The following is a 26,549-nucleotide window of genomic DNA, read 5'->3' on the forward strand; positions in this document are numbered from 1 at the left end:
CGCCGCCCCTGCCATGTTCGTTCAGTGATCGACAGCCGCCGCCGCACCCCTGGGCACGCGGACGCTTTCGACCAGGTCCTCGATCTCTTGCGGGATCGGGGCCGTCATCTTCGACACGGTGAAGGCCACCGCGAAGTTGATCATAGCCCCCACAGCCCCGAAGGAGGTCGACTTGATCGTGCCAAGCAGCGGATCGGCATCGGTGAAGCTGTTGGTGTCGGGAATGAACAGCCAGCCCTTGTGCAGGAAGATGTAAATCAGCGTCACCGCGAGACCCGCGATCATGCCGGCCACGGCACCCTTGTTGTTCACCTTGGTAAAGATGCCCATCATCAGCGCCGGGAAGATCGAGGCCGCCGCCAGACCAAAGGCCAGCGCCACGGTTTGCGCGGCAAAACCCGGCGGGTTGAGGCCCAGATAGGTGGCCACCACGATCGCCGCCGCCATCGCGACACGCGCCGACAGCAACTCGCCCTTTTCCGAAATGCCCGGATTGAGCTGCCCCTTGATCAGGTCGTGGCTCACCGCCGAGGAGATGGCCAGCAAGAGACCGGCAGCCGTCGACAGCGCGGCGGCAAGACCACCGGCAGCGACAAGACCAATCACCCAGCCCGGAAGGTTGGCGATCTCGGGGTTGGCAAGCACCAGGATGTCGCGGTTGAAGTTGGTCAGCTCGTTGCCTTCCCACCCGTTCGCAGCCGCCTTTTCCTGCATCTCGGCGTTCTTGTCGTTATAGTACTGGATACGCCCGTCGCCGTTCTTGTCTTCCCAGCCCAGAAGGCCGGTCTTCTGCCATGTGGCCATCCAGTCATACTTGGCATCGGTTTCGATCTGCTCGACGGAAACCGCCTGCGCATCGGTGCCATTGGGCCACATCAGGTCGGTGATGTTGAGCCGTGCCATCGCACCCACAGCCGGGGCGGTGAGGTAAAGCAGCGCGATGAACACCAGTGCCCAGCCCGCCGACCAGCGGGCATCTGCCACGCGGGGAACGGTGAAGAAGCGCATGATGACGTGCGGCAGACCGGCGGTACCGATCATCAACGACAGGGTGAAGAGCACCATGTTGAACGTGTCGCCGTGATGGGCGGTGTACTCGTTGAAGCCCAGTTCGCGCACGATCTGATCGAGTTTCGCCAGAAGCGGCTCGCCGGATGCGACGTGATCACCAAAGAGACCCAGCGCCGGGATCGGGTTGCCCGTCAGTTGCAGCGAGATAAAGATCGCCGGGATGGTATAGGCCATGATCAGCACGCAGTATTGCGCCACCTGCGTATAGGTCACGCCCTTCATGCCGCCGAACACCGCGTAGGCAAAGACCACACAGGCCCCGATCAGCAGACCGGCGGTGTTGGAGATCTCCAGAAAGCGGCCAAAGGCCACGCCGACGCCGGTCATCTGACCGATCACATAGGTCAGCGACGCGACGATCAGACAGATCACCGCCACCATGCGTGCGGTAGGTGAATAGAACCGGTCGCCGATGAACTCGGAGACGGTGAACTTGCCGAACTTGCGCAGGTAAGGCGCCAGCAGGAGCGCCAGCAGCACGTAACCGCCCGTCCAGCCCATCAGGAAGGTCGAGTTGTCATAGCCGGTGAAGGCGATGAGGCCCGCCATCGAGATGAACGAGGCAGCCGACATCCAGTCGGCGGCGGTCGCCATGCCGTTGGTCACGGGGTGAACCCCACGGCCAGCCGCATAGAATTCAGAGGTCGATCCGGCGCGTGCCCAGATCGCGATGCCGATATAGAGCGCGAAGGATGCGCCCACGAATATCAGGTTGAGTGTAAACTGATCCATTGTCCCCGGCTCCCTTATTCTTCACCGACGCCGTGTTCGGCATCGAGTTTGTTCATCCGCCAGGCGTAGAAGAAGATCAGCGCCAGAAAGACCAGGATCGAGCCTTGCTGTGCGAACCAGAACCCAAGGTCGGTGCCGCCCACGGCGATCCCCGACAACATGGGGCGCAACAGAATGCCGAACCCGAACGAGACCAGAGCCCAGATCACCAGGCTCCAGAGAATGATGCGCACATTGGTTTTCCAATATGCCTTTGCGGCTTCCTTATCGGACAAAGCGTGTCCTCCCTTTTGTCAAAGGTTTCCTCCTGCCCGGGCCGGGACCATCCCGGCGCGGGCCTTCCCTTACGCGGTCGCCTGTTTGACGATCGTGTTCAGCTCTTGCGCCACGGTGCCGATCCCGGCCATGGCATCGACGCGGACGAGCACGCCCCGCGCGTCGTAATAGTCGATCAGCGGCGCGGTCTGCGCATGATAGGCGCGCAGGCGGCTCTCCACCGTTTCGGCATTGTCATCGGCGCGGCGCGTCATTTCGGTGCCGCCGCATTTGTCGCAGATACCCTCGACGGCAGGGGTCTTGAACGTGTCGTGATACCCCTCGCCGCAGCCCGCGCAGGTGAAACGTCCGGAAATCCGCGTCACCATCGCGGCGTCATCCACCTCGAGGCTGATCGCGGCACGAATACCCGCACCAAGATCGGCCATCAGCCCATCCAGCGCCTCGGCCTGCACCGTGGTGCGCGGAAATCCGTCGAGAATGACGCCATTTGCACAGTCAGGCTCAGCCAGCCGGTCGCGCAGGATCGCGATGACGATCTCGTCCGAGACCAGATCGCCCGCCTCCATCACCGCCTTGGCCTGTTGGCCCGCGTCGGTGCCCGCCGTGACGGCGGCGCGCAGCAGATCGCCCGTTGAGAGCTGCACCAGCCCGAACGCGTCCTCCAGCATCCGCGCCTGCGTGCCCTTGCCCGCGCCCGGCGGCCCGAGCAGGACCAGATTGGCGGCGGTTTGTGCTGTCTTGGTTCCGTCCATTGTCACAGCCCCCTCATGCGCCGGCGCGGTTGGTGATGAGATCATCCACCACCGAGGGATCGGCCAGCGTCGAGGTGTCGCCAAGGCTGTCGAAATCGTTCTCTGCGATCTTGCGCAGGATGCGGCGCATGATCTTGCCCGAGCGCGTCTTGGGCAGGCCCGGCGCCCATTGAATGACATCCGGCTTGGCGATCGGGCCGATTTCCTGACGCACCCAGTTGGCAAGCTGCGTGCGCAGCTCGTCCGTGGCCTCGACCTCGTCCATCAGGGTGACATAGCAATAGATGCCCTGCCCCTTGATATCATGCGGATAACCGACCACGGCAGCCTCGCTGACGGTCGCATGCGCAACCAGCGCGCTTTCGACTTCGGCAGTGCCCATCCGGTGCCCCGAGACGTTGATCACGTCATCGACACGGCCGGTGATCCAGTAATCGCCATCCGCGTCGCGGCGGCAGCCGTCACCGGAGAAATAGTAGCCTTTGAACATCTCGAAATAGGTCGAGACAAAGCGTTTGTGATCGCCCCAGACGGTGCGCATCTGACCGGGCCAGCTATCCTTGATCGCCAGCACGCCCTCGGTCGCGCCGTCCAGCTCGTTGCCCTGATCGTCGAGCACGACAGGGGCCACGCCAAAGAACGGCTTGGTCGCCGAGCCGGGCTTGGGGTTGGGCGTCACACCGGGCAGCGGCGTGATCAGGATACCGCCGGTTTCGGTCTGCCACCACGTGTCCACGATGGGACAGCGGCCCTTGCCGACATTCTCGTTATACCAGTTCCAGGCCTCGGGGTTGATCGGCTCACCGACCGAACCGAGGATGCGCAGGCTGCTCAGGTCCGACCCTTCGACCGGGGCGGTGCCCTTGCCCATCAGCGCGCGGATGGCGGTGGGGGCGGTGTAGAACTGTGTGACCTTGTGCCGCTCGCACACCTGCCAGAAGCGGCCCGCATCCGGGTAGGTCGGTACGCCCTCGAACATCACGGTCGTGGCGCCATTGGCCAGCGGGCCGTAGACGATATAGCTATGCCCGGTGACCCAGCCCACATCGGCGGTGCACCAGTAGATATCACCCTCGTGATAGTCGAAAATGTACTCATGCGTCATCGACGCGTAGGTCAGATACCCGCCGGTGGTATGCACCACACCCTTGGGCATGCCGGTGGAGCCGGAGGTATAGAGGATGAAGAGCGGATCTTCGGCATTCATCTCCTCGGGGGCGCACTCGGCACTGACCTTCCCGGCCTCTTCATGCCACCAGAAATCGAGGCCCTCGCGCCACGCCACCTGATCGCCGGTGCGCTGAACCACGAGGCATTTGACGTCGTCGGTGTCATGCAACAGCGCCTGATTGACGTTGTCCTTGAGCTTGGTCTTGCGCCCGCCGCGCGGCGCATGATCGGCGGTGATCACAACCTTGGCGTCACACCCGTTGATCCGCGCGCCCAAGGCGTCAGGCGAAAAGCCCGCGAAAACGATGGAGTGAATGGCACCGATCCGGGCACAGGCCAGCATGGCATAGGCCGCCTCGGGGATCATCGGCAGGTAGATCACCACCCGGTCGCCTTTTTCGACGCCGAGCGATTTCAGCACATTGGCCATCTTGCCGACCTGCGCGTGCAATTCGCGGTAGGTGATATGCAACGCCTCGTCCGTCGGCTCATCCGGCTCCCAGATGATCGCGGTCTGATCGCCGCGCGTCGCCAGATGCCGGTCAACGCAGTTCGCCGCGACGTTGAGCGTGCCATCCTCGAACCACTTGATCGACACGTCATCATAGGCGAACGAGGTGTTCTTCACCTTGGTGTAGGGCTTGATCCAATCGAGCCGCTTGCCGTGCTCGCCCCAGAACCCCTCCGGATCCTGAATGGATTGCGCGTACATGCGGGCATAATCGTCCGCGTCGATGTGATGGCCGCGCGCATTCGCACCTGCAGCATTAATGACATCATCCATGGCTTTAATTCCTCCATCCCTGGGACCATGTGACAGCCGGTCACGATGGCCTTGCACTCCACGGGATACTATACGCAATGATACGTAAAAATTTAACACATCATACTTACCCCTTATAAATTATGTGAAAAAATCTCACTTACCGACCTCACAGATAGTAAAATATTTTACTTACGAGCTTTCACTCAGGTTTTCCACGCCTCGCGCTGTAATCCACTCGGGTGGCGCGTGCCGCCACGTCACATTCGCGCGACGGAAGCCCGCCACGCGACACGCTGCGGCACTCTGCCGCAAGCTGCAGAAATGACGCGACGTCATATTTTCCCCGGTAGATTCGTATCCGATCCCGCGGCCCGCCGAATTGGCCTTGCACCCGCCTCTGGACACGCCATCTTTGGCGCAAAGGAGACCCGCGATGCCCTATGCCCATTCCGACAGGTCCGAGGCGATCCTCGCCCATCCAGCACCGGATGTGACGACCCGCGAAAAGCTGGAAGGCGGCAAACGCTTTACCATGGCGACCGAATTCGAACCGGCGGGCGATCAGCCGACAGCGATTGCCGAACTGAGCGAAGGGGTCCGCGACGGCGAGCGCGACCAGGTCCTTCTTGGGGCAACCGGCACCGGCAAGACCTTCACAATGGCCAAGGTTATCGAGGAGACACAGCGCCCCGCCATCATCCTCGCCCCCAACAAGACGCTCGCCGCGCAGCTTTACGGCGAGTTCAAGGGCTTCTTCCCCGAGAACGCGGTGGAATACTTCGTCAGCTACTACGACTATTACCAGCCCGAGGCGTATGTGCCGCGTTCCGACACCTTCATCGAGAAGGAATCCCAGATCAACGAACAGATCGACCGGATGCGCCACTCGGCCACCCGCGCCCTTCTGGAACGTGACGACGTGATCATCGTGGCCTCGGTATCGTGCATTTACGGCATCGGTAGCGTCGAGACCTACGGCGCGATGACCCAGGACCTGAAAACCGGCGAAAGCTATGATCAGCGCAAGATCATGGCCGATCTGGTGGCGCAGCAATACAAGCGCAACGACCAGGCCTTCCAGCGCGGCAGCTTTCGGGTGCGCGGCGACAGCCTCGAAATCTTCCCCGCCCACCTCGAGGATCGCGTCTGGCGGCTCAGCTTCTTCGGCGAGGAGTTGGAGAGCATCACCGAATTCGACCCGCTCACCGGCGAAAAGACAGACACGTTCGACCAGATCCGCGTCTACGCCAACAGCCACTACGTGACCCCCAAGCCGACGATGCAGCAGGCCATCATCGGCATCAGACGCGAGCTGCGCACCCGCCTCGACCAACTGGTCGGCGACGGCAAACTCTTGGAGGCGCAGCGGCTGGAGCAGCGCACACAGTTCGATCTGGAGATGCTGGAGGCGACCGGCGTCTGCAACGGCATCGAGAACTATTCACGCTACCTCACCGGCCGCGCCCCCGGCGAGCCGCCCCCCACCCTCTTTGAATTCATCCCCGACAACGCCATCGTCTTCGCCGACGAGAGCCACGTCTCGGTCCCGCAGATCGGCGGCATGTACAAGGGCGACTACCGGCGCAAGTTCACGCTGGCCGAACACGGCTTTCGCCTGCCCTCCTGCATGGACAACCGCCCCCTCAAGTTCGAGGAATGGGACGCGATGCGCCCGCAATCGGTCTTCGTCTCCGCCACCCCCGCCAAGTGGGAGATCGAGCAGACCGGCGGCGTCTTCACCGAACAGGTGATCCGCCCCACCGGGCTCCTGGATCCGCAGGTGGAAATCCGCCCCGTCGAGACACAGGTCGATGACTTGCTCGACGAGGTGCGCCGCGTCTCCGAGGCGGGCTATCGCACGCTCTGCACCACGCTGACCAAGCGCATGGCCGAGGACCTGACCGAATACCTGCACGAACAGGGCATCCGCGTGCGCTACATGCATTCCGACATCGACACGATCGAGCGGATCGAGATCCTGCGCGACCTGCGCCTCGGCGCCTTCGACGTGCTCATTGGCATCAACCTCCTGCGCGAGGGGCTGGATATCCCCGAATGCGGACTGGTGGCCATTCTGGACGCCGACAAGGAGGGTTTTCTGCGCTCGGAGACCTCGCTGATTCAGACCATCGGTCGCGCCGCGCGCAACGCCGATGGCCGGGTGATCATGTATGCCGACCGCATCACCGGCTCGATGCAGCGCGCGATGGACGAAACCGACCGCCGCCGCGCCAAGCAGATCGCCTATAACGAGGAACACGGCATCACCCCCGCCACGATCCGCAAGAATGTCGATGACATCCTGCAAGGGCTCTACAAGGGCGACGTGGACATGAACCGCGTCACCGCCAAGGTCGACAAGCCGATGGCCGGGGCGAACCTGCAAGCGGTACTGGAAGGGCTGCGCACCGACATGCGCAAGGCCGCCGAGAATTTGGAATTCGAAGAGGCCGCACGGCTGCGCGACGAGGTCAAGCGGCTGGAGGCGGTGGACCTGGCGGTGGCCGACGATCCTCTGGCCCGGCAACAGGCGGTGGAAAAGGCCAGCGACGCCGCCGTGGGCTCACGCGGGCGATCAACGGCAGGACGTCCGGGGCAGCACGGGGGGAATGTGAAGCGGCGGGGGAGATAAGGACTATTCAGGAGCAATACTTCAGAGGTAGAAGATGCTAGGAGGACTTGAATGCCGCTAGATGACGCGATTCTTGGAAGAGGTGTTTACACACCGAGGGAAGCAGCGCGTCTCATTGGAACGAGCGCGCAGCAAGTCCTAAGATGGACGCGAGGAAGCGGTCCAAATCCACCCCTCTGGCGCGCACATTATCAATTCTTAGATGAAGACATAACCGAGATCAGCTTTCTTGATCTCGTCGAGGTACGAGTTGTGGCGGCGCTTAGGCGTGCTTCAATTTCGCTACAGGCAATTCGCTTTGCAATTTCCTTTGCTGAAGAAAAATACGCATTAGATCGGCCCCTGGCCTCACAGTCGTTCAAAACTGACGGAACTGAGATATTGATGGATGCCGTAGAAAAAGACGGTGAGTTCGTTAGCCTTTCGAAGAAGCGGCCCGGCCAGAAAGTCTTCCGCGAAATTATATCTCAATCGCTCAATGATTTGGAATACGAAGGAAACTTGGCAGCTAGGTGGAGGCCGCGACAGTTTTCATCAGTAATCATTGATCCATCTCGTCATTTTGGCGATCCGATCTTGGATAAATACGGCGTTTCTACTGGCGTAGTTTCGAAAGAATTTAGAGAGTTCAAGAACTTGGCATACCTTTCAAAGATTTACGAAATTCCCTCTACCGAACTTAAAGCATGTATCTCGTTCGAACGAAGCTTAGACGAGGCACATGACTAAGGTACTTTTTGACCACAACATGCCTCCAAGTATTGCTCGTGCGCTGAATGAGCTAATAAAACTCGACGGCCACGAAGCTTTTGCACTTCGAGAAAAATTCCCAACCAACATTTCGGACATCGATTACTTCAATCAATTGGGGATAGGATGGATAGTGATTTCGAAAGATCTACAAAATTCCCGAAAGAAGGCCGAAAGGGCGGCAATTCTACGGAATAAAGTGGTTGCTTTCTATTTGTCTCCAGCTTTGCTGAAGAAAAAAATTAACGAGCAAGCAGCGGCAATCATCTGGCATTGGGACAAGATACTCGTACAACGAAACGCGGTGGAAAACGGCTTATTTCAGTTGCCGGAGAACAAGTCAAAATTCAGGTCGCTTTGACCGTTTCCAGCCACCCTGCCCGCCTTGACCTTACCTTAACCAACCGTCCCACATGCTCACATCATGCGAAACCGAAACTCGCCCCTCTCGCCCGAGGTCTGGCTGCATGACCTCTTCACCTCACGCGCGGTCCAACAAGGCACCGTGATCCGGCGCAAGGCCCGCGATATCGAGCGCTTCGCGGGAATGGAGCGGTTCATGCGTGAAATCCACCGGCGCGGCTATCGGGCGGTCGAGAACTCGGGCCAGATCATCATCTTCTGCAACCGCGCGCCGATCCGCTGGCTCACACCACCGCCGATTTCTTCAAAAGAAATCGGACCGAAGTCTTTTCAAGACTTCGGCGCACGACATCGGCCGTGACCCTCACACCGCCCGCCGTCTGCGCCCGATCCGCGCCGCGCCCCATGCGCCCAGGACCGCGCCCAGCCCGTCGGCCACCAGATCGGCCCATTCGGCGCTGCGCCCCATATATGGCTGCACGATCTCGATCAGCCCGCCATAGACCAGCCCCATCAGCGCGACCGCGCGCCACAGATGGGGAAAGCGCCATGCCAGCGGCACCGCCAGCACCGCGAAGGTCACGAAATGCGCCAGCTTGTCGAGGCCGGGCACGCCCGCCGGTCCCGGCGGCAGCGGCAGCAGCGTGATCAGCGCGATGACGAGCGCCAGAAGGGCGGTCAGGGCATGGGCCATGACCGCTTGGCTAACGCTGCCTGATGCCCGGCGCAAGCGGGCGTTCAGAAGTCGAACAGGTCTTCGAGGAATCCACCGCGTTTCTTGCGCGGTTTCCCGCCATGATCGTCGCGATACCCGCCGCTGTCGCGGTGGTCGCGCGGCGGCGGGGCCTCGGGTGCCGACCGGTCGATGATCTTGTCGAGCTCGCCCCGGTCGAGCCACACGCCGCGACATTTCGGGCAATAGTCGATCTCGACCCCGGCACGCTCGGCGAGCACCAGTTCGGCTCCGTCAATCGGGCATTGCATCGGCCACCTCCTGTCTGTTTCCCCGATCAGGTGGGGGCCGCGGGGCCGTTTGGCAAGGTCCTTCCCGTCAGCGGACCACATGCACCGCGCAAGGCGCGTGACGCACCACCTTGGCCGCCGTCGAGCCCAGCAGCAGGTCCTGCATCCCGGGGCGGTGGCTCGCGATGACGATACAATCGGGGCTGTGGCTCTCGGTCCAGTCGAGAATGGTGCGCGACGAATGCCCTTCGACCACATGGGCGCTGGCATCGGGCAGGTCGGCGGCCAGTTCGGCGAGGCGCGCCTCGACAGCCTTGCGCGCCTCGCTCTGATAGCCGGCCGGCAGGTAAGAGGCGGCATAGGCAGGCACCTGCTCGATCACGTGCAGCAGGCTGATATGGCCCGCCTCGCCCGCCAGCAGGCGCGCGACGGCAAGGGCCCCGGCGCTGTCGCGCTCGGTGTCGAAGGAAACGGGCACCAGAACATGGGCATACATGAGGCTGTCCTTTCGCGTTGATTTGCCGCAGTTTCGCGCGAAAGGCCGACGGCCGCCTTGATCCAGATCACACGCTGCGCGGTCACTCCTGCGCGGCGCGCATCTGCTCGGCGATCTGCGCCGCCCATTCGCCGATGATCGGCAGGAACTCGATCTGGCTGAGCGACCAGACCACCACCGACAACAGCACCGTCGCGCCCAGCACCGTGCCCAGCCCCACCGCCAGCCCGCGCGCAAAATTAAAGGCGAGCAGGCGCGGCAGGTTGTTGTGGATGCGCACGAAGCGGTGGCTGTTGAGGCGCGCCACCTCGGTGCGCAGGGCGTGGACCTCGCGGGCAAGGTCTTCGGATTCGCGCGGCGGTCCGCCCATCACAAGACGGTCGCCACGTCGTACATGACCGGCTCGAATCCCTTGCACAGGGCGTTGATCTCGCGGTTGCGCACGCGCATCTCGTCACCGCGCAGCATCGCCTGGAAATCCTCGCGGGCACGCCATTGGGAGTAGTTGGCGATACGGGTCTGCGCATCGTTGACGTGCAGCGCCGCGGCGATGAAGCCGGGCTGCTTCGAGATCACCTCACGATAGGCGGTGGTGAGCAGGTCGAGCACGTCCTCGCATGTGCCCGGCGTGACCTCGAAGGTGGTCAGAACGGTCTGGTGGTGACGGTCTTGGCTAATGGTGAGCATGGCGCTGTCCTCCTGCCTGTTGAGTAGCACGGTGCGTCATGGCGGTAAATTCCGCGTCGGTCTTAACCTGCGGTTTACCCTTGTTGACGAGGGTTAAGGCGGGGGTAACCATGCTCGAACGCCTGATCCTCGTCCTCGCGCTGCTGCCGTGGCTCGCCACGGCCGTTCAGGGCGGGGCGTGGCCGCGCGCCAGGGGCGAAGGGTTCCTGTCGACCTCGGCCACGGTCGAGGGGCCCGACGAATTCGGCCTCTACCGGCAGAACTTCAGCCTCTATGCCGAGTACGGGGCCACCGCGCGGCTGACCTTCGGGGTGGACCTGGGCGGTGACATTCAGCGCATGACCAAGGCCATCGGGTTACTGCGCTGGCCACTGGGGCGGCCGTCGCGCCCCCTCAAGCTCGCGCTCGAGATCGGCGCGGGGCAGGTGGAGGGCGAAAACGCCCTGCGCCCCGCGGTCTCGGTCGGGCGCGAGTTCAGCCTCGGCACCCACCACGGCTGGCTCAACGCCGATACCCGCGCGATCCTCTTCACGGGCGGCGGCACCGCCTACGAGACCGACCTGACCGCTGGGCTGTCGCTCGGCGCGCGCATCAAGGCAATGGTGCAGTTCCAGGCCGGCGTGCCGGCGCAGGGGCGCGACTACCTGCGCCTCGCCCCCTCCCTCGTCTACGAGGCGCGGCCCGGTACACATATCGAATTCGGCGTGTCCGAGCCGCTCTCGGGCGGCGGCGAGCGCGGGATAAAACTCGGCCTGTGGCGCAAGTTCTGAGCGATCAGACCGCGTCGTCGATCCGCACCCGCAGGATCACCTTTCCCGAAACCGGCTGCGGCCAGTGCAGGTGGATCCGGTCCCTCTCCGGCCCCTGTCGCGCCTCGAACCACGGGCTGGCATGCACCGCGTTGCCACCGCCATCGCGCAACACCCCCTCGGCCAGCACCGATTCGACCGTCTGCGCCCACGCCCCGAACGGCAGCCGCGGCGCCGGGGTCACCACCCACGTTGCCGCGGCGCTGGCCTCGATATGCACCATCGCCAGCGGGCTCCGGGCCGGGACGTCCACGTTGTGAAAGCTGTTCCCGGCGAACGTGATGTTGCCCACCCGGTCGTAATCGAGATCGGCAAAGCTGGTATCCACGCTCTCCACACGGGTGATCGAGCCGATCGCGCGGAACGTGTTGCCGGTCACGATCATGCCGTCGAGGAAATGCCCCGGCCCGTGCGGCCTGACCACGATATAGGTGAACCACGGTGCCACATCGCTGGCGAGAAACACGTTGCCGGTGATGCTCAGCGCGCTGAACGAGAATTCGCTGGCGAAATCGGGGGCGTGATCGTGCTCGTTGCCCCAGTCGATGAAACAGTTGTCGATATAGTTGCCGCTGATCGTGCCGCGATTGTTGGTCCGGGTCAGCACCCAGCCCGCGCTCCGCACACCCCCCGGCGCGGAATCGCCCTGAAAGACGTGGTTGCCGCTGATCAGCGAGCTTGACCCGGCGATCACCGCGAAATGCCGAAAGAACGTGGCGCGGCAGTCGCGCACCTTGAGATCGTTGGCATTGGCGTTGAAGCCGATGGTGCGGCGCTCGCTCACGACAAGCGGGGCCTCGTCCGAGAGAAACTGGCAGCGGTCGATCATCATGCCCTGATCGCCCTCGCCATGGCTGGTGATACCGCGATCCTTGGGCCGCGTGAAGAAACAGTCGCGAAAATGGTTGGCCGATCCCTGCGGCGGCAGCAGAACCCCGCTGCAATCGCCCGTGCACTGGAAATCCACCTCCGAAAACGCCATCCGCGACACGTCCTGGAAGCCGCTGAAATCCAGCATGTACTTGAACCGGCGAAAGGTGAACATCTGGGTTCCGGCGGCGTCGAACAGCGGCTGGCTTATCGTCAAACGCCCCGCCGCCACGTTGCGCGACGTGACATAGACCTCGCGCCCCACGCCATCCCCCTCGACCAGCGCGCCCACCGGCACGTTGGCCACGTCGACCACCCCGGTCAGCTCCCTGACGGCGGTCCCGGGGCTGTAGGTGGCTTGCGAGGTCACCACCTCGGTGTCGAAGGCGGGTGTGGGAAAGACCGAGAATTGGCCGTTCCGGATCACGTGGCGCTGGTTGTAGGTGGTGCGGTTGCCGACCGCAGCCTGCATGTCGACGGGCGCGCGCAGCGCGATCTTGCGCCCTGCCAGATCGAGCGTCACGTGCCCGGCATTGTTCAGCAGCGCCTGATACGCCTTCCTGAACGCGAGTTCGCTGTCGCCGAAGGCGTCGATATAGGCGGGCAGGTCGAAATTCTTGGTCAGCGCGAGGATCGCCGCGTCGGGCATCACCACCGTCCCCTCGAACCGGATGCGGCTCTGGATCGTGGTGCTGCTCCCGAGGAAATACGTGCCCGCGGGCACGATGATCTCGCGGCCCCCCGCCGCCGTGTCGGCGGCCTCGAAGGCGGCGTGATCGTCACTCACCCCGTCGCCTATGGCCCCGTAATCGCGCACATCGACCGTCGCGATCACGTCGCGCAGGAAGAACCGGCTCACATCCTCGATCCCGATGTCGTCGATGCGCACCACGCCCCCCGACGGCCCGGTGAGATCAAGGCCGAAATGCCCGAACATCGCCTGCGGCCCCCAGACCATGTCGACGCCGGTGCGCTGCCCGGTGCCGACGATGGCGCTCACCTCGACCACCTCGCCATAGGTAGTCAACGTCACCTGCGGCCCGGTCACCGTCACGCCCGACAGCGGCGCGCCGCCCGCGTCCCCGGCAAAGGCGGCGATGCGCACGTCCGGCAGGTTGCCCGCGATCGCCTTCACGCGCGCCCGGATACGCAGGTAACAGCCCGGCAGGACCGGCGTCTCGCCCATGTAGCGCAGGCGCTGCACCGCCTCGACCTTCTGCACCTCCAGCGCACCCCCGAAATCCTGGTCGGCAGGAACAAAGGCCGCATTGGGCGCGCTCTCGTAGGTGTCCGATCCGGGGCGGCCATCGCCGCTCGACCATTGATCGAGCCCCGCCGCAAAGGGCGGAGGCATGAAGACGATGCCTTGGGTTATTGCCTTGTTCATGGGGGTCCCTTTCCATCTGCGCGCCTGCGGGTCGCGTGCCGGGAAAGGGAGCTATCAACGCCCGGTTAACCGGGTCTCAGGCCGCCGTGACGGTGCGCCGTGACGGTGCCCCCTGCGGCGCTCAGACGGCTTGGTCGGGGGCTTCGCGGATGCGCACGCCGTTGATACGCATCTCGCCGTCGATCCCGACCAGCTCGTATTCGGCGATCCAGCCGCGCCCGGCGGCATCGCGCAGGAATACCTCCTGCCACAGACGGCCCCCCATCTCGCGCGCCTCCAGGAACGTCACCTCCGAGGGCCGCCACACCATCGGATAGCCCTCCCGCACCATCCGGCCAAAGGTCTCCGGTGTCTGGAATTTCTCCTGGATGAACGGGCTCGCGAACCCGTAGGCGCGGCCAAGTTCCCCGGCCTCGAACGCCGCGATCTGGTCCGAAATCACGGCGCGCGCGACGCTTTCCCCGGCCCGGAGCGGCGCGACGGCCAGAAGGGTCAACAGGATCGACAGGATGAAATGTCGCATGATCTTTCCTCCGCTGTTTGCGGGGGAAATAGCCCGGATCACCGCACCTGCAAGCTCTCGAGAAACGCGAGCAGGTCGGCCATCGGCTGCGTGCTGTGCAGCACCTCGCCGGTCTCGTCGCGGATATCGAGCGCCTCGCCCGCCAGCAACTCGCCGAATACCGGCATCTCGTTGCCATGCGCGAGGATCGGGTCGCGCCCGTCGATCCGCCAGACCACCCGGCGGCGCGGAAACGTCCCGTCATTCTGCGCCGCCAGCCGCGTGAGGTCCGGCGGCGGCGGAGTGAGCACCCGGGTCATCGGGCCATCGCCCGCGCCGGTCTCGCCATGGCAGGCGCCGCAATAGCGATCGTAGAGCCGTTCGCCGATATGCGCATCCTGCGCGGCGGCGATGCCTGCCGCCGCGATCACCAACCCTGTCAGCAGCCATCTCATGGTGTCACCACCCGTCCCTTGTCGAGCCGCACCACCCGGTCCATCCGCGCGGCAAGGTCGAGGTTGTGCGTGGCAATGAGCGCCGCCAGCCCCTCGCCCCGCACCAGCCGCTCCAGCGCGGCAAACACCTGATCCGAGGTGCCGGGATCGAGGTTGCCCGTGGGCTCGTCGGCCAGCAACAGCCCGGGGCGGTTGGCCAGCGCGCGGCAGAACGCCACCCGCTGCTGCTCGCCCCCGGACATGGCCGCCGGACGGTGATCGGCACGGTCGGCGATACCCACTTCGCCCAGCAACTCCAGCGCCCGCGTCCCGGCCTCGCGGCGCGGCACGCCATTGGCGCGCTGCGGCAGCACCACGTTCTCCAGCGCCGAGAATTCCGGCAGCAGGTGGTGGAACTGATAGACAAACCCGATCGCGCGCCGCCGCAACGCCGTGCGCCGCCGGTCGCCCAGCCCGGTGGCCGCCTCGCCGCCGATCCCGACCGTGCCGACATCGGCGGTGTCGAGCAGCCCGGCGATGTGCAGCAGGGTGGACTTGCCCGCCCCCGAGGGCGCCACCAGCGCCACCATCTCGCCGGGATGAACCTGCAGGTTCACGCCCCGAAGCACGAGGATCTCGCCCACGCGGCCGCGATTGTATCCCTTCTCGACGCCGTCGAGGCGCAGCATCGGTTCACTCATAGCGCAGCGCCTCCACCGGGTTCATCCGCGCCGCCCGCCGCGCCGGAAAGATCGTCACGACAAAGCTCAACCCCAGCGACAGCGCCACCGCGGTCAGCACATCCCCCGCCTCCAGACGCGCGGGCAGGTGATATATGCCGCGGATGGACGGGTCCCAGACCTGCCCGCCCATCATCACGTTCACAAGGGAAAAGATCGGGTCGATATAGATCGCGAAGAGACAACCGAGGATCACCCCGAACAGCGTCCCCAGCAGGCCGGTCAGTGCGCCACAGATGAAAAACACCCGCAATACCGACCCTTCGCTCAGCCCCATCGTGCGCAGGATGCCGATATCGCGGCCCTTGTTCTTGACCAGCATGACAAGGCCCGAGGTGATGTTGAGCGCCGCGATCAGCACCAGGATCGACAGGATGACGAACATCACATTATCCTCTACTTCCAATGCCCTGAGGAACGCACCGCTGGAATCCCGCCACGTCCAGACCAGCGCCCGCTCACCCGCCGCGCGCAAGAGATCGGGCACCATCGCCTCGATCCGCTCGGGGTTTGTCACCATCACCTCGATCTCGTCGGCGCGTCCGTCGCGGTTGAAAAACCGCTGCGCCTCGGCAAACGGCAGGTAGACGCGCACCCGGTCGATGTCATAGCGTCCGGCGGTGAAGATATAGACCACCTCGTAGGCGTTGATCCGGGGGCTTGTGCCCAGAGGCGTCTTGACCCCGTCGGGCGAGATGATGCGGATGCGGTCGCCGACGCCGAGGCCCAGCTCGCGCGCCACGCCCGAGCCGATGGCGATCCCCTGCGCGAAGCGGGAGAGATCGCCCTGCGCCGTTTCGGGGTCGGCCACGCGCGGGATAGTGGCGAGATGTTCGGGTGCGATTCCAAAGACTTCGACGCCCCCATTGCGCCCCTGCGCCGTCGCCATCACCTGTCCCTTGACCAGCGGCGCGGCGCGGGTGACCTGTGGCAGCGCGCGCAGGCGTTCGGCCATGGCGTCATAATCGGCGATGGTCCGGTCCATGCGGCCCGTCACCGGGTCCGCCTGACCGGCCATGTAGACCGTGGCATGGGCGTTGGCACCGAGGATCGTATCGACGAATTCCGCGCGGAAACCCGAGCGAACAGAAAGGGTTGCGATGAGGGCAAAGACGGCCAGCGTGATCCCCAGAAGGCTGATCCAGGTCATCACGCTGACCCCGCCCTCGGCCCGGCGCGCGCGCAGGTAGCGCCACGCGATCAACCATTCGAATGCGGCGAAAGGGGGGGGCGTCGCGGCCATGTCGGCTCCTTGCGGGAAATCGCGCGGACAGTGCGGTTTTCAAGGGGGGGCGTCAAGGGCGGCGCGGCGGCACCGGAGAAGGCCGACGGGGACAGGCAGGGTGCCCGCGAGGCGGGGCAATCGGATTAACGCAGCGATGTTGCGGTGAAACCCCTGTCGGTATTGTGTCGGTATCGCGCCGGTATCGTATCGGTGCGGTGCCAGGCGCGAGCGATGCTTGACGCGGCGACCGGTGACGGGGTGTGTCCGCCGCTCGACGTCCGTGCGCTGCCGGGGTTGCGAAATCCTGAAAGGATTTCGGCCCGATTTCTTTTGAAGAAATCGGGGAGGCGGCGGGTTGGCACCCGCCCTGCGGCTGGTCAGGCATCATCCAACCGCGTCGCGGCGATGCTTCAATGACAGTCGCAGGGTCCTTCGGGTGGCCCGGCGGTCATCTGTTGGCAGTGGCCAGCGGACGTAAAATATACCGTGTCGTGATCGGCTCAGATACGCATGTCGCTTGATGTTGTGTCACCCCCCGTGTGTCACACCACTCCGGTATTCAGCTAGCATATTGATCTGAAGGAAGGTTGGTGGAGCCTAGGGGGATCGAACCCCTGACCTCTTGCATGCCATGCAAGCGCTCTCCCAGCTGAGCTAAGGCCCCGTTTTTCCGACCCTTCCGGGACGTGCGCCGCACTTAGACAAAGCGGGCAGCGGGATCAAGAGGAAAATCCCGCATGTGCGGGATTACATGTCCTCGTCGGACTCCACGTCGGCGATGTCGTCGAGCGAGACCGTGTCCTCGTCATCGTCCTCGAGCAGATCGTCGTCGATCTCGACCTCGACCGCGTCGTCGCCCTCGATCAGGTCACCGCTCTCGGATTCCTTGGTCGTGGCCTTCGACTTCTTCGTGGCCGCGTCCTCGGCATCGGGCGTCATGGCCCGTGACTTGCCGGATACGATCTCGACCACCTCGCCGGTGTAGGGGCTGACGACGGGGTCCTTGTTCAGGTCATAGAAACGCTTGCCGGTGGTCGGGCAGACACGCTTGACGCCCCATTCTTCCTTGGGCATGGGTGATCCTCTTTCAACTGTCGATCTTGCACGCGATCCGGCGCACCTGCCATAACCATGATACCGAGTCAAAGGCTTTGCGGCGGGTGCGCCGTCACGTTTGTCGGAGGCTATATGGGCCAGCATCTCATCCCCGGCAACCCCCCCGTTGCCGTCACCCTGCGCCGCAGCGCGCGGGCGCGGCGGCTGTCGCTTCGGGTGTCGGGGCTGGACGGTACGGTGACGCTGACACTGCCGCGCGGGGTGAGCGAGGCGGAGGCGCTTGGTTTCGCGCGGAGCCGGGCGGACTGGCTGCGCCGGACGCTGGCCGCGCAGCCCGATCGCGTGGACATCGCGCCGGGTGCGGCGCTGCCCGTCGAAGGCGAGATGCGGCGGATCGTGGCGGGGACGGGACGGCAGGTGCGGCTCGATGCGGACGAGATCCGTGTCCCCGGCCCCGCCGAGACGCTGGCGCCGCGGCTGCGCGCGTGGCTCCGGGCGCGGGCGCGCGACCGGCTGGCGGCGGCCTCCGACATCCACGCGGCACGGCTGGGGCTCGGCTATGCCCGGCTCACGCTGCGCGATACCCGCTCGCGCTGGGGGTCGTGCTCGGCGCGCGGCGGGCTCAGCTATTCCTGGCGGCTGATCCTCGCGCCGCCCGGGGTGCTCGATTACGTGGCCGCGCACGAGGTGGCGCACCTTGCGCAGATGAACCATTCGCCCGCCTTCTGGGCGGTGGTGGCGCGGCTCCTGCCGGACTACGACGCGCCGCGCGCGTGGCTGCGTCGCGAGGGGGCCGGGCTGCACCGGTATCGGTTCGATTGACCGGGTCCGCGGTTGACTGGCGCGCGATTTGTGATCACATGCCGCCATGCTGATCGCACCGCGCCCCGATCCGGCCCCGGCGGCCCATGACCGTACCTATCGCGCGCTGCGCACGCGCATCATGCATGGTGAGATCGCGCCGGGACAGGCGCTCACCCTGCGCGGCATCGCCGCCGAGTTCAGCGTGTCGATGACGCCCGCGCGCGAGTCGCTGCGGCGGCTCGCCGCCGAGGGGGCGCTCACCATGTCGAGTTCGGGCCGCGTCTCGACGCCGGAGCTGGGCAACGAGCGGATCGAGGAGCTGGCGGCGCTGCGCTCGCTTCTGGAGGTGGAGCTGGCGAGCCGCGCCCTGCCGCGCGCGCATATCGCGCTGATCGACCGGCTGCAGACGATCAACGCGCGCATCGCCGAGGATATCGCCCGGCACGATGCCGTCGGCTATATCCGCCGCAACCTGGAATTTCACCGCACGCTCTACCTGCGCGCGCAGGCCCCCGCGATGCTGGCGATGGCCGAGACGGTGTGGCTGCAACTCGGCCCCACCATGCGCGCGCTCTATGGCCGTCTGCGGCAGAAGGAGCCACCGCATTTCCACCGCCTGATCATCGCCGCGCTCAAGGCCGGGGACGAGCCGGGGCTGCGGCTCGCCGTGCGCTCGGACGTGACGCAGGGGCTGCGGATGCTGGTGGGCTGAGCGATGGCGTTCGGCCCCATCCTCATTGCGCTCGGCGTGCTGTTCCTTGTCGGTCTGGCCGCCGATGCGGTCGGGCGGCGCACGCGGCTGCCGCGGGTGACGCTGCTGCTGATCTGCGGCATCGCGGCGGGGGGCGCGGGGCTCGATCTCATCCCGCAGGACCTGAAGTCGCTGTACGACCTGCTGTCGGTCACGGCGCTGACGATGGTGGCGTTCGTGCTGGGCAACACGCTCACGGGCGAGACGCTGCACCGGCACGGTCGCGCGATCCTGTCGATCTCGATCGTCGTCGTCCTGGCCACGGTGGCGCTGGTGGCGGCGGGGCTGTGGCTGCTGGGGGTGCCCGCGCCGGTGGCGATCATCCTCGGGGCGATCGCCACCGCCACCGATCCGGCGGCGACGCAGGACGCGCTGCGCCAATCGGGGGCGCGCGGTGCGTTTCCCGATCTGGTGCGCGGCATCGTCGCGGTGGATGACGCCTGGGGCGTGCTGGTCTTCGCGCTCGCCGTGGCGGTGGCGGGCGGTTTCGCGGGCGGCGTGGCGCTCTCGCATCTCGGGCACGCACTGTGGGAGATCGCCGGGGCGCTGGGGCTCGGGCTGCTGGTCGGGGTGCCGGCGGCGCATCTCACCGGGCGGCTCGCCCCGGGCGAGCCGCAACTGACCGAGGCGCTGGGGGTGGTGTTCCTCACCGCCGGGCTGGCGCAGGTGGCGGAGGTGTCGTTCCTGTTGGCCGGGATGGCCGCGGGGGCGGTGATCGCCAACCGCGCGCACCACCACGAGCGCGCCTTCCACGAGATCGCACATATTCAGTGGCCGTTCATGATCCTGTTCTTCGTGCTGGCGGGGGCGTCGCTGGATACCGGGCGCATCGCCGGGTTCGGGATGGTCGGCGCGGCCTATGTCGCGCTGCGCATCGCGGCGCGGATGGCCGGGGGCTGGATCGGCGGGACCCTGGCCGGCACCCCGGCGACGCACCGCCCGTGGTATGGCGTGGCGCTGTTGCCGCAGGCGGGCGTCGCGGTGGGCATGGCGCTGATCGCGGCGCGCGAATTTCCCGATCAGGCCGACCTGATCCTGGGGCTGACCGTGGCGACCACCGTCATCTTCGAGGCGATCGGCCCGCTGGCCACGTTGGTCGCGGCGCGGCGGGCGGGCAACGACGACGGCTGAGCGCGGTCAGGCGGCCAGCCCCCGCGCCCCCAGTTCGAGGAATTTCTCGCGCCGGTCGCGGATGAGCGCGGCGCGATCCTTGGCCGCCAGCCCGTCGATCATCGCCGAAATCGCCGTGCCGACCGCCGCGATGGTGGCGTCGCGGTCGCGATGCGCACCGCCCAGCGGCTCGGGGATGATGCGGTCCACCACGCCCAGCCGGACGAGGTTCTGCGCCGTCAGGCGCAGTGCCTCGGCGGCCTCGCGCATCTTTTCGGCATCCTTCCACAGGATCGAGGCGCAGCCCTCGGGCGAGATCACCGAATAGACCGAATGTTCCAGCATCGCCACGCGGTTGGCGCTGGCAAAGGCCACCGCGCCGCCCGATCCGCCCTCGCCGATGATGACAGAGACGAGCGGCACACCGATCCGCAGGCAGGTCTCGGTGGCGCGCGCGATGGCCTCGGACTGCCCGCGCTCCTCGGCGCCCTTGCCGGGATAGGCACCGGGCGTGTCCACCAGCGTCACCACCGGCAGGCCAAAGCGGTCGGCCATCTCCATCAGGCGCACCGCCTTGCGATAGCCCTCGGGGCGGGCCATGCCGAAATTGTGCACGAGGCGGCTCTGGGTGTCGTGCCCCTTCTCCTGGCCGATCACCATCACCGGGCGATCGCCCAGCCGCGCGAGACCGCCCATGACGGCGGCATCCTCGCCGAACACCCGGTCCCCGGCGAGCGGCGTGTATTCGGTGAACAGCGCGGCGATGTAGTCGCGGCAACGCGGGCGCTCGGGGTGGCGCGCCACCTGGCATTTGCGCCACGGCGTCAGCGACTTGTAGAGATCGCGCAGCATGTCGGCGGCCTTGCGGTCGAGCGCGCCGGCCTCCTCCTCGACATCCATCTCCTCGCTGGAGCGCGCCAGCGCGCGCAGTTCCTCGGCCTTGCCCTCGATCTCGGCGAGGGGTTTTTCGAAGTCGAGATAATGGGTCATCGCGCGTTCGCCTTCCGGTCTGCCGCGGGGTTATATGGCGGGCCTCGACGCGATTTGCAATCATAACGGTGCGGGCGGGGGTGCGGGCGGGCCGGTTGCCGGATCCGCAATCGCGCGGTGCCCGGCGGCGCAATTGGCCTGTTGCGGTCGTTGGGTGCTTGTCTCCGGCGCGGAATCAAGGCCGAAGGCCGCCGCGCCATCGCATGTCCGCCCCGTCGCACCAAAGGTGCGCCGATACAGTCGGCACGCCTTTGGCGTGACGGACAGGCGATGTGGCTCAGCCAGCGCGCCGATTGCATGTTTTGCGGGAAAGCAGACATAAAGTGCACTGAAGAACCGTCAGATCGCCTGCCCGCGGACATGCGACGGCGCGGCTCACCCCGACGTCCGCTTCAGGCAAGGGACGCGGCCCGGTTTTGACATCGCCGCCCTGCCGTGCATGGTGCCAGCGACACAACGCCGGAGCGCCGCACGAATGCTGAAATGGATCGACATGCCCCCCGTCTGGCTCGCGGGCTTTCTCGTGCTGGCGTGGGCACAGGCGACCTGGGCCCCCATGGGCTTGAGCCTTGGCGGCGGATGGGTGGATTTCGCGGGCGGCGTGCTGGTCGGCGGCGGTGTGCTGCTGATCGCGCTGGCGGCGATGGAATTTCGCAAGCACAAGACCACCATCGTGCCGCACGAGACGCCAGAGCGGCTCATTCAGTCGGGCATATTCAAACGCTCGCGCAACCCGATCTACCTGGGCGACGCGCTGATCCTCGCGGGGCTGATCCTGCGCTGGGACGCGGTGCTGGCGCTGCCGCTGGTCCCGGTTTTCGTCTGGGTGATCGAGCGGCGATTCGTGGTCCCCGAGGAGAACCGCATGCGCCGCACTTTCCGGGCCGATTTTGCCCGCTATTGCGAAAAAACCCGGCGTTGGCTGTAGCAGCCGCCGCAAACTTGATATCGCAAGTCGCAAAATAGTGTGAAATAACCGCTTTTATGAGAACCGGCCCGGCACCGGGTGGCCGGCGGCCATCGACAGACAGGATCTGCCAGAGGGGGACAGGAAACGTGAAAATCGGAACGCCAAAGGAGGTGATGGAGGGCGAGAATCGCGTCGCGATGACGCCGGACTCTGCGCTTCAGCTTCAGAAACTGGGATATGACTGCGCGATCGAGACCGGCGCGGGCGAGCGCGCGGGATTCGCCGATGCCGCCTACGAGGAGGCGGGCGTCGAGATCGTCAAGACCGCCGCCGCGCTGTGGAAGGCCGCGGACGTGGTCGCCAAGGTGCGTGTGCCCACCGAGACCGAGTTGAAACGGCTGCGCACGGACCTGACGCTGATCTCTTTCTTCAACCCCGGCGGCAACGAGGCCGGGCTGGAGACGGCAGCGAAGAAGGGTGCCACCGTCATCGCCATGGAAATGGTGCCGCGCATCAGCCGCGCACAGAAGATGGACGCGCTGAGCTCGATGGCCAATATCGCGGGCTACCGCGCGGTGATCGAGGCCGGCAACAATTTCGGCCGCTTCTTCACCGGGCAGATCACGGCGGCGGGCAAGGTGCCGCCCGCCAAGGTGCTGGTCGTGGGCGCGGGCGTGGCGGGGCTCGCCGCCGTCGGCACGTCCACCAGCCTCGGCGCGATCACCTATGCGTTTGACGTGCGCCCCGAGGTGGCCGAACAGGTCGAATCGATGGGGGCGGAATTCGTCTATCTCGATTTCGAGGAGGAACAGAAGGACGGCTCAAGCTCGGGCGGCTATGCCTCGGTCTCGTCGCCCGAGTTCCGCGAGGCGCAGTTGGCCAAGTTCCGCGAGCTGGCGCCGGAGGTGGATATCGTCATCACCACCGCGCTCATCCCCAACCGCGAGGCACCCGAGCTCTGGACCGAGGACATGGTGAAATCCATGAAGCGCGGCTCGGTGATCGTCGATCTGGCCGCCGAGAAGGGCGGCAACTGCAAGCTGACCGTCGCCGACGACAAGATCGTCACCGAAAACGGCGTGACCATCATCGGCTATACCGATTTCCCGAGCCGGATGGCGACGCAGGCCAGCACGCTCTATGCCACCAACATCCGCCACATGATGACCGACCTGACCCCCGAAAAGGACGGGCAGGTGGTGCACGACATGGAGGATGACGTGATCCGTGGCTCCACGGTGACGCACAAGGGCGAGATCACCTGGCCGCCGCCGCCGCCCAAGGTGGCCGCGATCGCCGCCGCGCCCGCGAAGGAAAAGCCGAAGGAACTGACCGCGGAAGAAAAACGCGCGCAGGAGATCGCCGCGTTCAAGGCGCAGACCAAGAGGCAGGTCACGCTGCTGGCCATCGGCGGCGCGCTGGTGCTGTCGGTGGGCCTCGTGGCCCCGGCGAGCTTCATGCAGCACTTCATCGTGTTCCTGCTGGCGGTGTTCGTCGGATTCCAGGTGATCTGGGGCGTGAGCCACAGCCTGCACACGCCGTTGATGGCGGTCACCAATGCGATCTCGTCGATCATCATCCTGGGCGCGCTGATGCAGATCGGGTCGAGTTCGGTGGTCATCACGATCCTCGCCGCGCTCGCGGTGTTCATGGCGGCGATCAACATCTTCGGCGGCTTCCTCGTGACACGGCGCATGCTCGCCATGTTCCAGAAATCATAAGGCGGAGGGGATCATGGATTTCGGATTCACCATAGCGGCCTACGCGGTCGCGGCGGTTCTCTTCATCCTGTCGCTTGGCGGGCTGTCGGGGCAGGAAAGCGCCAAGCGCGCCATCTGGTACGGCATCACCGGCATGACCATCGCCGTTCTGGCGACGATGGTCGGGCCCGGTCAGGGGCTGTGGCTCTTGTCGGCGGTGCTGATCGCCGCGGGCGCGGCGGTGGGCTACCAGCTCGCCACGCGGGTGCAGATGACGCAGATGCCCGAGCTGGTGGCGATCATGCACAGCCTCGTGGGCCTTGCGGCGGTGTTCGTGGGCTTCAACGCCGACCTTGAGATGAGCCGCGTCGCGGCGGCGTTTGGCGAGGCGGGCCTCGCCTTTCCCCGGCCCGAAGAGGTCTCGGCAGAGGCGGCGGCGTTCGCCAAGGAATTCAGCGGCTTTGCCGCCATCGTGGCCAAGAAGACGGCGGTTGAGGTCAATATCCTCAAGGTCGAGCTGATGCTGGGCATCTGGATCGGCGCGGTCACGTTCACCGGCTCGGTGATCGCCTATGGCAAGCTGGCGGGCAAGGTGGACGGGGCCGCGAAAAAGCTGCCCGGCGGTCACGTTCTCAACGCCGGTGCGGCGGCGCTGTCGCTGCTGTTCGCGGCGATGTACCTTGGCGGCGCGGGCGTGTGGACGCTGGTGCTGCTGACGCTTCTGGCGCTCTTTATCGGCTATCACCTGATCATGGGGATCGGCGGCGCCGACATGCCGGTGGTGGTGTCGATGCTCAACAGCTACTCGGGCTGGGCGGCGGCGGCGATCGGCTTCAGCCTCGGCAATGACCTCCTGATCGTGGTCGGCGCGCTGGTCGGCTCCTCGGGGGCGATCCTGAGCTACATCATGTGCAAGGCGATGAACCGGCAGTTCGTCAGCGTGATCCTCGGCGGGTTCGGCGGGGCCTCGGGCCCGGCGGCGGAGATCGAGGGCGAGCAGGTCGCCATCGACGCCGACGGTGTCGCCAACGCGCTCAACGAGGCTGACTCGGTCATCATCGTGCCGGGATACGGCATGGCGGTGGCGCAAGCGCAGGGTGCCGTCAGCGAGCTGACCAACAAGCTGCGGGCCAAGGGCAAGACCGTGCGCTTTGCCATCCACCCGGTCGCGGGCCGCCTGCCGGGGCACATGAACGTGCTGCTGGCCGAGGCCAAGGTGCCCTACGATATCGTCATGGAAATGGACGAGATCAACGAGGATTTCCCGGATACGGACGTGGTCATCGTCATCGGCTCCAACGATATCGTCAACCCGGCGGCACAGGACGATCCCAACAGCCCCATCGCCGGCATGCCGGTGCTGGAAGTGTGGAAGGCCAAGCAGGTGTTTGTCAGCAAACGCGGCCAGGGCACCGGCTATTCCGGGATCGAGAACCCGCTGTTCTTCAAGGACAACACGCGGATGTTCTATGGCGATGCCAAGGCCAGCGTGACGAGCCTGCTGGGCAAGATCGAGTGAGCATCGTTCCAGGCCGCAGACAGATAGGGCGCGGCCTGCGGGTCGCGCCCCTGTTTGTTGGCGGGCGCGGGCGAGCTATCGGCGCATGGCCCGCGTGAGCCTGCGCCAGGGCCGCCCGTCGATCGCGGCCAGTCCCGCGCCGATGAGTGCCATTCCGATCATGTGCCGCAACAGCAGCACCTCACCCAGGATGAGCGTGCCCAGCAGGATGGCACTGGCCGGGACCAGGAATGTCACCAGCAGCAGGTTGGTCGCGCCCGCCGTCGCGAGGATGCGGAAATAGAGCGTGTAGGCCAGTGCGGTCGACAGCGTGGCCACCCCGACCAGAGCGCCGATGGCCGCGGGACCGGGGGGCGGAAGGGTCCATGGCCGGTCGATGATCAGCACGAGGGGAATTAGGATCAGGCTGGACGAGATGACCTGCCCGGTGGCCGTGCCCATGGGGCTGACCCCCATGGCGCGAAAGCGTCGCCCGTATATCCCGGCCAGGGCATATGACATCGCGCCCCCGAGGCACATGACCTGGGCCGCGACATGGACCCCGAGATCACGCAGCGCGCCCGCGCCGATCATCACCGCGACCCCGGCGAAACCGGCCAGCACGCCGGCGATCCTGCCCCCGGTCATGCGTTCGTCACGAGTCAGAAGGTGGGCCAGCAGGACGGTAAAGAGCGGTGTCGCGGCGTTCAGGATCGACGCCACGCCCGAGGCGATATGCTGCTGGCCCCAGACGATCAGCGAAAACGGCAGGGCGTTGTTCATCAGCCCCATGCAGGCGAAGGCGGCCCAGATGCGGCCGCCGCGGGGCAGGCGCTCTCCGCGCAGGCGCAACACCGCCAAGAGGAGGACCGCGGCGAGCGCCACGCGGCCCACGACCACGGTGAATACCGGCAGGTCGCGCACCGCCACCTCGTTGAAGAAGAAGGAGCCGCCCCAGACTGTGGCAAGCGCCAGCAGCATGCCCCATTCGCGCGCGGTCATCGGGCGCTGTGCCCGTGGTTCGGCCGGTATTGATGCGTCTGTCGTGCTCATGGTGTCAGATGTGCCCGGAACGGGGCGGGGTTGACGACCCGTTTCTTGC

Annotated in this window: 28 protein-coding genes and 1 tRNA gene; 11 read left to right on the forward strand and 18 right to left on the reverse strand. The window is 65.5% G+C overall.

From position 1 onward, the window contains the following. Positions 1 to 21: 21 nt before the first annotated feature. From ACFFU4_RS05440 to acs, 4 genes are all read right to left on the reverse strand, one after another. On the reverse strand, positions 22 to 1,803 hold the full coding sequence (locus ACFFU4_RS05440) for a sodium:solute symporter family protein (protein ID WP_377067859.1): 1,782 nt from the start codon (positions 1,801 to 1,803) through the stop codon (positions 22 to 24). Between the two features lie 14 nt (positions 1,804 to 1,817). Then, the gene (locus tag ACFFU4_RS05445) at positions 1,818 to 2,078 is read right to left on the reverse strand and encodes a DUF4212 domain-containing protein (RefSeq protein WP_050662583.1); all 261 of its coding nucleotides are present in this window, start codon (positions 2,076 to 2,078) and stop codon (positions 1,818 to 1,820) included. A 69-nt stretch (positions 2,079 to 2,147) separates the two neighbouring features. After that, a complete protein-coding gene (locus ACFFU4_RS05450; protein WP_377067861.1) occupies positions 2,148 to 2,834 on the reverse strand; it encodes an adenylate kinase in 687 nt (228 codons plus the stop codon). A 13-nt stretch (positions 2,835 to 2,847) separates the two neighbouring features. Next, positions 2,848 to 4,788 (reverse strand): acetate--CoA ligase, encoded by a 1,941-nt coding sequence (gene acs / locus ACFFU4_RS05455; RefSeq protein WP_377067863.1) that lies wholly within the window; start codon positions 4,786 to 4,788, stop codon positions 2,848 to 2,850. Between the two features lie 415 nt (positions 4,789 to 5,203). Here acs and uvrB point away from each other — a divergent pair, with 415 nt between their 5' ends. The 4 genes from uvrB (at position 5,204) to ACFFU4_RS05475 (ending at position 8,876) form a co-directional block, all read left to right on the forward strand. After that, positions 5,204 to 7,402 carry an excinuclease ABC subunit UvrB gene (uvrB, locus tag ACFFU4_RS05460; RefSeq protein WP_377067865.1) on the forward strand — a complete coding sequence of 733 codons (2,199 nt, stop codon included), beginning with the start codon at positions 5,204 to 5,206 and terminating at the stop codon, positions 7,400 to 7,402. Between the two features lie 51 nt (positions 7,403 to 7,453). Next, the gene (locus ACFFU4_RS05465; protein WP_377067867.1) at positions 7,454 to 8,131 is read left to right on the forward strand and encodes a hypothetical protein; all 678 of its coding nucleotides are present in this window, start codon (positions 7,454 to 7,456) and stop codon (positions 8,129 to 8,131) included. Then, on the forward strand, positions 8,124 to 8,513 hold the full coding sequence (locus tag ACFFU4_RS05470; RefSeq protein WP_377067869.1) for a PIN-like domain-containing protein: 390 nt from the start codon (positions 8,124 to 8,126) through the stop codon (positions 8,511 to 8,513). Before ACFFU4_RS05465 ends, ACFFU4_RS05470 begins: the two co-directional genes overlap by 8 nt. A 63-nt stretch (positions 8,514 to 8,576) precedes the next feature. Beyond that, entirely contained in the window at positions 8,577 to 8,876 is a 300-nt protein-coding gene (locus tag ACFFU4_RS05475) for an aspartate aminotransferase (protein WP_377067871.1), read from the forward strand. A 3-nt stretch (positions 8,877 to 8,879) separates the two neighbouring features. Here ACFFU4_RS05475 and ACFFU4_RS05480 read toward each other — a convergent pair whose 3' ends face one another. The 5 genes from ACFFU4_RS05480 to ACFFU4_RS05500 form a co-directional block, all read right to left on the reverse strand. Then, complete coding sequence (locus ACFFU4_RS05480) at positions 8,880 to 9,209, reverse strand: VanZ family protein (protein ID WP_377067873.1); 330 nt, start codon at positions 9,207 to 9,209, stop codon at positions 8,880 to 8,882. Positions 9,210 to 9,253: 44 nt separating this feature from the next. Next, a complete protein-coding gene (locus tag ACFFU4_RS05485; protein WP_377067875.1) occupies positions 9,254 to 9,499 on the reverse strand; it encodes a TFIIB-type zinc ribbon-containing protein in 246 nt (81 codons plus the stop codon). A 67-nt stretch (positions 9,500 to 9,566) separates the two neighbouring features. After that, entirely contained in the window at positions 9,567 to 9,974 is a 408-nt protein-coding gene (locus tag ACFFU4_RS05490; RefSeq protein WP_377067877.1) for a universal stress protein, read from the reverse strand. An 82-nt stretch (positions 9,975 to 10,056) separates the two neighbouring features. Beyond that, positions 10,057 to 10,344, reverse strand: a complete 288-nt coding sequence (locus ACFFU4_RS05495) for a DUF5665 domain-containing protein (RefSeq protein WP_377067879.1) — start codon at positions 10,342 to 10,344, stop codon at positions 10,057 to 10,059. Next, on the reverse strand, positions 10,344 to 10,661 hold the full coding sequence (locus ACFFU4_RS05500) for an antibiotic biosynthesis monooxygenase family protein (RefSeq protein ID WP_377067881.1): 318 nt from the start codon (positions 10,659 to 10,661) through the stop codon (positions 10,344 to 10,346). The genes ACFFU4_RS05495 and ACFFU4_RS05500 overlap by 1 nt, the downstream gene beginning before the upstream one ends. Before the next feature lie 110 nt (positions 10,662 to 10,771). Here ACFFU4_RS05500 and ACFFU4_RS05505 point away from each other — a divergent pair, with 110 nt between their 5' ends. Further along, the gene (locus tag ACFFU4_RS05505; RefSeq protein WP_377067883.1) at positions 10,772 to 11,431 is read left to right on the forward strand and encodes a hypothetical protein; all 660 of its coding nucleotides are present in this window, start codon (positions 10,772 to 10,774) and stop codon (positions 11,429 to 11,431) included. A gap of 4 nt (positions 11,432 to 11,435) precedes the next feature. Here the strand turns inward: ACFFU4_RS05505 and ACFFU4_RS05510 are convergent, their stop codons facing one another. From ACFFU4_RS05510 to ACFFU4_RS05540, 7 genes are all read right to left on the reverse strand, one after another. Beyond that, entirely contained in the window at positions 11,436 to 13,727 is a 2,292-nt protein-coding gene (locus ACFFU4_RS05510) for a glycosyl hydrolase family 28-related protein (protein WP_377067885.1), read from the reverse strand. 121 nt (positions 13,728 to 13,848) lie between these two features. Beyond that, positions 13,849 to 14,250 (reverse strand): DUF4864 domain-containing protein, encoded by a 402-nt coding sequence (locus tag ACFFU4_RS05515; RefSeq protein ID WP_377067887.1) that lies wholly within the window; start codon positions 14,248 to 14,250, stop codon positions 13,849 to 13,851. Positions 14,251 to 14,288: 38 nt separating this feature from the next. Further along, positions 14,289 to 14,684, reverse strand: coding sequence for a c-type cytochrome (locus ACFFU4_RS05520; RefSeq protein WP_377067891.1), 396 nt, complete (start codon positions 14,682 to 14,684; stop codon positions 14,289 to 14,291). Continuing rightward, on the reverse strand, positions 14,681 to 15,364 hold the full coding sequence (locus ACFFU4_RS05525; RefSeq protein ID WP_377067893.1) for an ABC transporter ATP-binding protein: 684 nt from the start codon (positions 15,362 to 15,364) through the stop codon (positions 14,681 to 14,683). The genes ACFFU4_RS05520 and ACFFU4_RS05525 overlap by 4 nt, the downstream gene beginning before the upstream one ends. After that, positions 15,357 to 16,646: a lipoprotein-releasing ABC transporter permease subunit gene (locus ACFFU4_RS05530; RefSeq protein WP_377067895.1), complete on the reverse strand. Its 1,290-nt coding sequence runs from the start codon at positions 16,644 to 16,646 to the stop codon at positions 15,357 to 15,359. The genes ACFFU4_RS05525 and ACFFU4_RS05530 overlap by 8 nt, the downstream gene beginning before the upstream one ends. Positions 16,647 to 17,216: 570 nt before the next feature. Further along, positions 17,217 to 17,292, reverse strand: a tRNA-Ala gene (locus ACFFU4_RS05535). Positions 17,293 to 17,375: 83 nt separating this feature from the next. Further along, on the reverse strand, positions 17,376 to 17,702 hold the full coding sequence (locus ACFFU4_RS05540; protein WP_377067897.1) for a TIGR02300 family protein: 327 nt from the start codon (positions 17,700 to 17,702) through the stop codon (positions 17,376 to 17,378). A gap of 114 nt (positions 17,703 to 17,816) precedes the next feature. Between ACFFU4_RS05540 and ACFFU4_RS05545 the strand changes: the two genes are divergently transcribed. The 3 genes from ACFFU4_RS05545 to ACFFU4_RS05555 are packed head-to-tail and all read left to right on the forward strand — an operon-like array spanning position 17,817 to position 20,370. Beyond that, entirely contained in the window at positions 17,817 to 18,506 is a 690-nt protein-coding gene (locus ACFFU4_RS05545) for a M48 family metallopeptidase (RefSeq protein WP_377067899.1), read from the forward strand. Positions 18,507 to 18,552: 46 nt separating this feature from the next. Next, positions 18,553 to 19,200 carry a GntR family transcriptional regulator gene (locus ACFFU4_RS05550; protein ID WP_377067901.1) on the forward strand — a complete coding sequence of 216 codons (648 nt, stop codon included), beginning with the start codon at positions 18,553 to 18,555 and terminating at the stop codon, positions 19,198 to 19,200. Between the two features lie 3 nt (positions 19,201 to 19,203). Next, the gene (locus ACFFU4_RS05555) at positions 19,204 to 20,370 is read left to right on the forward strand and encodes a cation:proton antiporter (RefSeq protein WP_377067903.1); all 1,167 of its coding nucleotides are present in this window, start codon (positions 19,204 to 19,206) and stop codon (positions 20,368 to 20,370) included. Positions 20,371 to 20,376: 6 nt separating this feature from the next. On the opposite strand, the gene ACFFU4_RS05560 is transcribed toward ACFFU4_RS05555, so the two are convergent. Then, complete coding sequence (locus ACFFU4_RS05560) at positions 20,377 to 21,339, reverse strand: acetyl-CoA carboxylase carboxyltransferase subunit alpha (protein ID WP_377067905.1); 963 nt, start codon at positions 21,337 to 21,339, stop codon at positions 20,377 to 20,379. 475 nt (positions 21,340 to 21,814) lie between these two features. Here ACFFU4_RS05560 and ACFFU4_RS05565 point away from each other — a divergent pair, with 475 nt between their 5' ends. The 3 genes from ACFFU4_RS05565 (at position 21,815) to ACFFU4_RS05575 (ending at position 25,468) form a co-directional block, all read left to right on the forward strand. Next, positions 21,815 to 22,267 (forward strand): methyltransferase family protein, encoded by a 453-nt coding sequence (locus tag ACFFU4_RS05565; protein ID WP_377067907.1) that lies wholly within the window; start codon positions 21,815 to 21,817, stop codon positions 22,265 to 22,267. 128 nt (positions 22,268 to 22,395) lie between these two features. Further along, complete coding sequence (locus ACFFU4_RS05570) at positions 22,396 to 23,970, forward strand: Re/Si-specific NAD(P)(+) transhydrogenase subunit alpha (RefSeq protein WP_377067909.1); 1,575 nt, start codon at positions 22,396 to 22,398, stop codon at positions 23,968 to 23,970. A 13-nt stretch (positions 23,971 to 23,983) separates the two neighbouring features. After that, positions 23,984 to 25,468: an NAD(P)(+) transhydrogenase (Re/Si-specific) subunit beta gene (locus ACFFU4_RS05575; RefSeq protein WP_377067911.1), complete on the forward strand. Its 1,485-nt coding sequence runs from the start codon at positions 23,984 to 23,986 to the stop codon at positions 25,466 to 25,468. A gap of 75 nt (positions 25,469 to 25,543) precedes the next feature. On the opposite strand, the gene ACFFU4_RS05580 is transcribed toward ACFFU4_RS05575, so the two are convergent. Continuing rightward, positions 25,544 to 26,500 carry a DMT family transporter gene (locus tag ACFFU4_RS05580; protein ID WP_377067913.1) on the reverse strand — a complete coding sequence of 319 codons (957 nt, stop codon included), beginning with the start codon at positions 26,498 to 26,500 and terminating at the stop codon, positions 25,544 to 25,546. Positions 26,501 to 26,549: the final 49 nt, after the last annotated feature.

Origin of the sequence: Roseovarius ramblicola, from assembly GCF_042430665.1 — a bacterium.
GTDB lineage: Bacteria > Pseudomonadota > Alphaproteobacteria > Rhodobacterales > Rhodobacteraceae > Roseovarius > Roseovarius ramblicola.

Bases quoted from the DNA above. Each gene is read 5' to 3' on its own strand.
- ACFFU4_RS05565 (WP_377067907.1), top strand. From the start codon at position 21,815: ATGCTGAAATGGATCGACATGCCCCCCGTCTGGCTCGCGGGCTTTCTC.
- ACFFU4_RS05505 (WP_377067883.1), top strand. From the start codon at position 10,772: ATGCTCGAACGCCTGATCCTCGTCCTCGCGCTGCTGCCGTGGCTCGCC.
- ACFFU4_RS05440 (WP_377067859.1), bottom strand. From the start codon at position 1,803: ATGGATCAGTTTACACTCAACCTGATATTCGTGGGCGCATCCTTCGCG.
- ACFFU4_RS05550 (WP_377067901.1), top strand. From the start codon at position 18,553: ATGCTGATCGCACCGCGCCCCGATCCGGCCCCGGCGGCCCATGACCGT.
- acs (WP_377067863.1), bottom strand. From the start codon at position 4,788: ATGGATGATGTCATTAATGCTGCAGGTGCGAATGCGCGCGGCCATCAC.
- ACFFU4_RS05490 (WP_377067877.1), bottom strand. From the start codon at position 9,974: ATGTATGCCCATGTTCTGGTGCCCGTTTCCTTCGACACCGAGCGCGAC.
- ACFFU4_RS05465 (WP_377067867.1), top strand. From the start codon at position 7,454: ATGCCGCTAGATGACGCGATTCTTGGAAGAGGTGTTTACACACCGAGG.
- ACFFU4_RS05510 (WP_377067885.1), bottom strand. From the start codon at position 13,727: ATGAACAAGGCAATAACCCAAGGCATCGTCTTCATGCCTCCGCCCTTT.
- ACFFU4_RS05470 (WP_377067869.1), top strand. From the start codon at position 8,124: ATGACTAAGGTACTTTTTGACCACAACATGCCTCCAAGTATTGCTCGT.
- ACFFU4_RS05495 (WP_377067879.1), bottom strand. From the start codon at position 10,344: ATGGGCGGACCGCCGCGCGAATCCGAAGACCTTGCCCGCGAGGTCCAC.
- ACFFU4_RS05530 (WP_377067895.1), bottom strand. From the start codon at position 16,646: ATGGCCGCGACGCCCCCCCCTTTCGCCGCATTCGAATGGTTGATCGCG.
- ACFFU4_RS05545 (WP_377067899.1), top strand. From the start codon at position 17,817: ATGGGCCAGCATCTCATCCCCGGCAACCCCCCCGTTGCCGTCACCCTG.
- ACFFU4_RS05580 (WP_377067913.1), bottom strand. From the start codon at position 26,500: ATGAGCACGACAGACGCATCAATACCGGCCGAACCACGGGCACAGCGC.
- ACFFU4_RS05520 (WP_377067891.1), bottom strand. From the start codon at position 14,684: ATGAGATGGCTGCTGACAGGGTTGGTGATCGCGGCGGCAGGCATCGCC.
- uvrB (WP_377067865.1), top strand. From the start codon at position 5,204: ATGCCCTATGCCCATTCCGACAGGTCCGAGGCGATCCTCGCCCATCCA.
- ACFFU4_RS05560 (WP_377067905.1), bottom strand. From the start codon at position 21,339: ATGACCCATTATCTCGACTTCGAAAAACCCCTCGCCGAGATCGAGGGC.
- ACFFU4_RS05485 (WP_377067875.1), bottom strand. From the start codon at position 9,499: ATGCAATGCCCGATTGACGGAGCCGAACTGGTGCTCGCCGAGCGTGCC.
- ACFFU4_RS05500 (WP_377067881.1), bottom strand. From the start codon at position 10,661: ATGCTCACCATTAGCCAAGACCGTCACCACCAGACCGTTCTGACCACC.
- ACFFU4_RS05450 (WP_377067861.1), bottom strand. From the start codon at position 2,834: ATGGACGGAACCAAGACAGCACAAACCGCCGCCAATCTGGTCCTGCTC.
- ACFFU4_RS05475 (WP_377067871.1), top strand. From the start codon at position 8,577: ATGCGAAACCGAAACTCGCCCCTCTCGCCCGAGGTCTGGCTGCATGAC.
- ACFFU4_RS05555 (WP_377067903.1), top strand. From the start codon at position 19,204: ATGGCGTTCGGCCCCATCCTCATTGCGCTCGGCGTGCTGTTCCTTGTC.
- ACFFU4_RS05540 (WP_377067897.1), bottom strand. From the start codon at position 17,702: ATGCCCAAGGAAGAATGGGGCGTCAAGCGTGTCTGCCCGACCACCGGC.
- ACFFU4_RS05480 (WP_377067873.1), bottom strand. From the start codon at position 9,209: ATGGCCCATGCCCTGACCGCCCTTCTGGCGCTCGTCATCGCGCTGATC.
- ACFFU4_RS05515 (WP_377067887.1), bottom strand. From the start codon at position 14,250: ATGCGACATTTCATCCTGTCGATCCTGTTGACCCTTCTGGCCGTCGCG.
- ACFFU4_RS05525 (WP_377067893.1), bottom strand. From the start codon at position 15,364: ATGAGTGAACCGATGCTGCGCCTCGACGGCGTCGAGAAGGGATACAAT.
- ACFFU4_RS05575 (WP_377067911.1), top strand. From the start codon at position 23,984: ATGGATTTCGGATTCACCATAGCGGCCTACGCGGTCGCGGCGGTTCTC.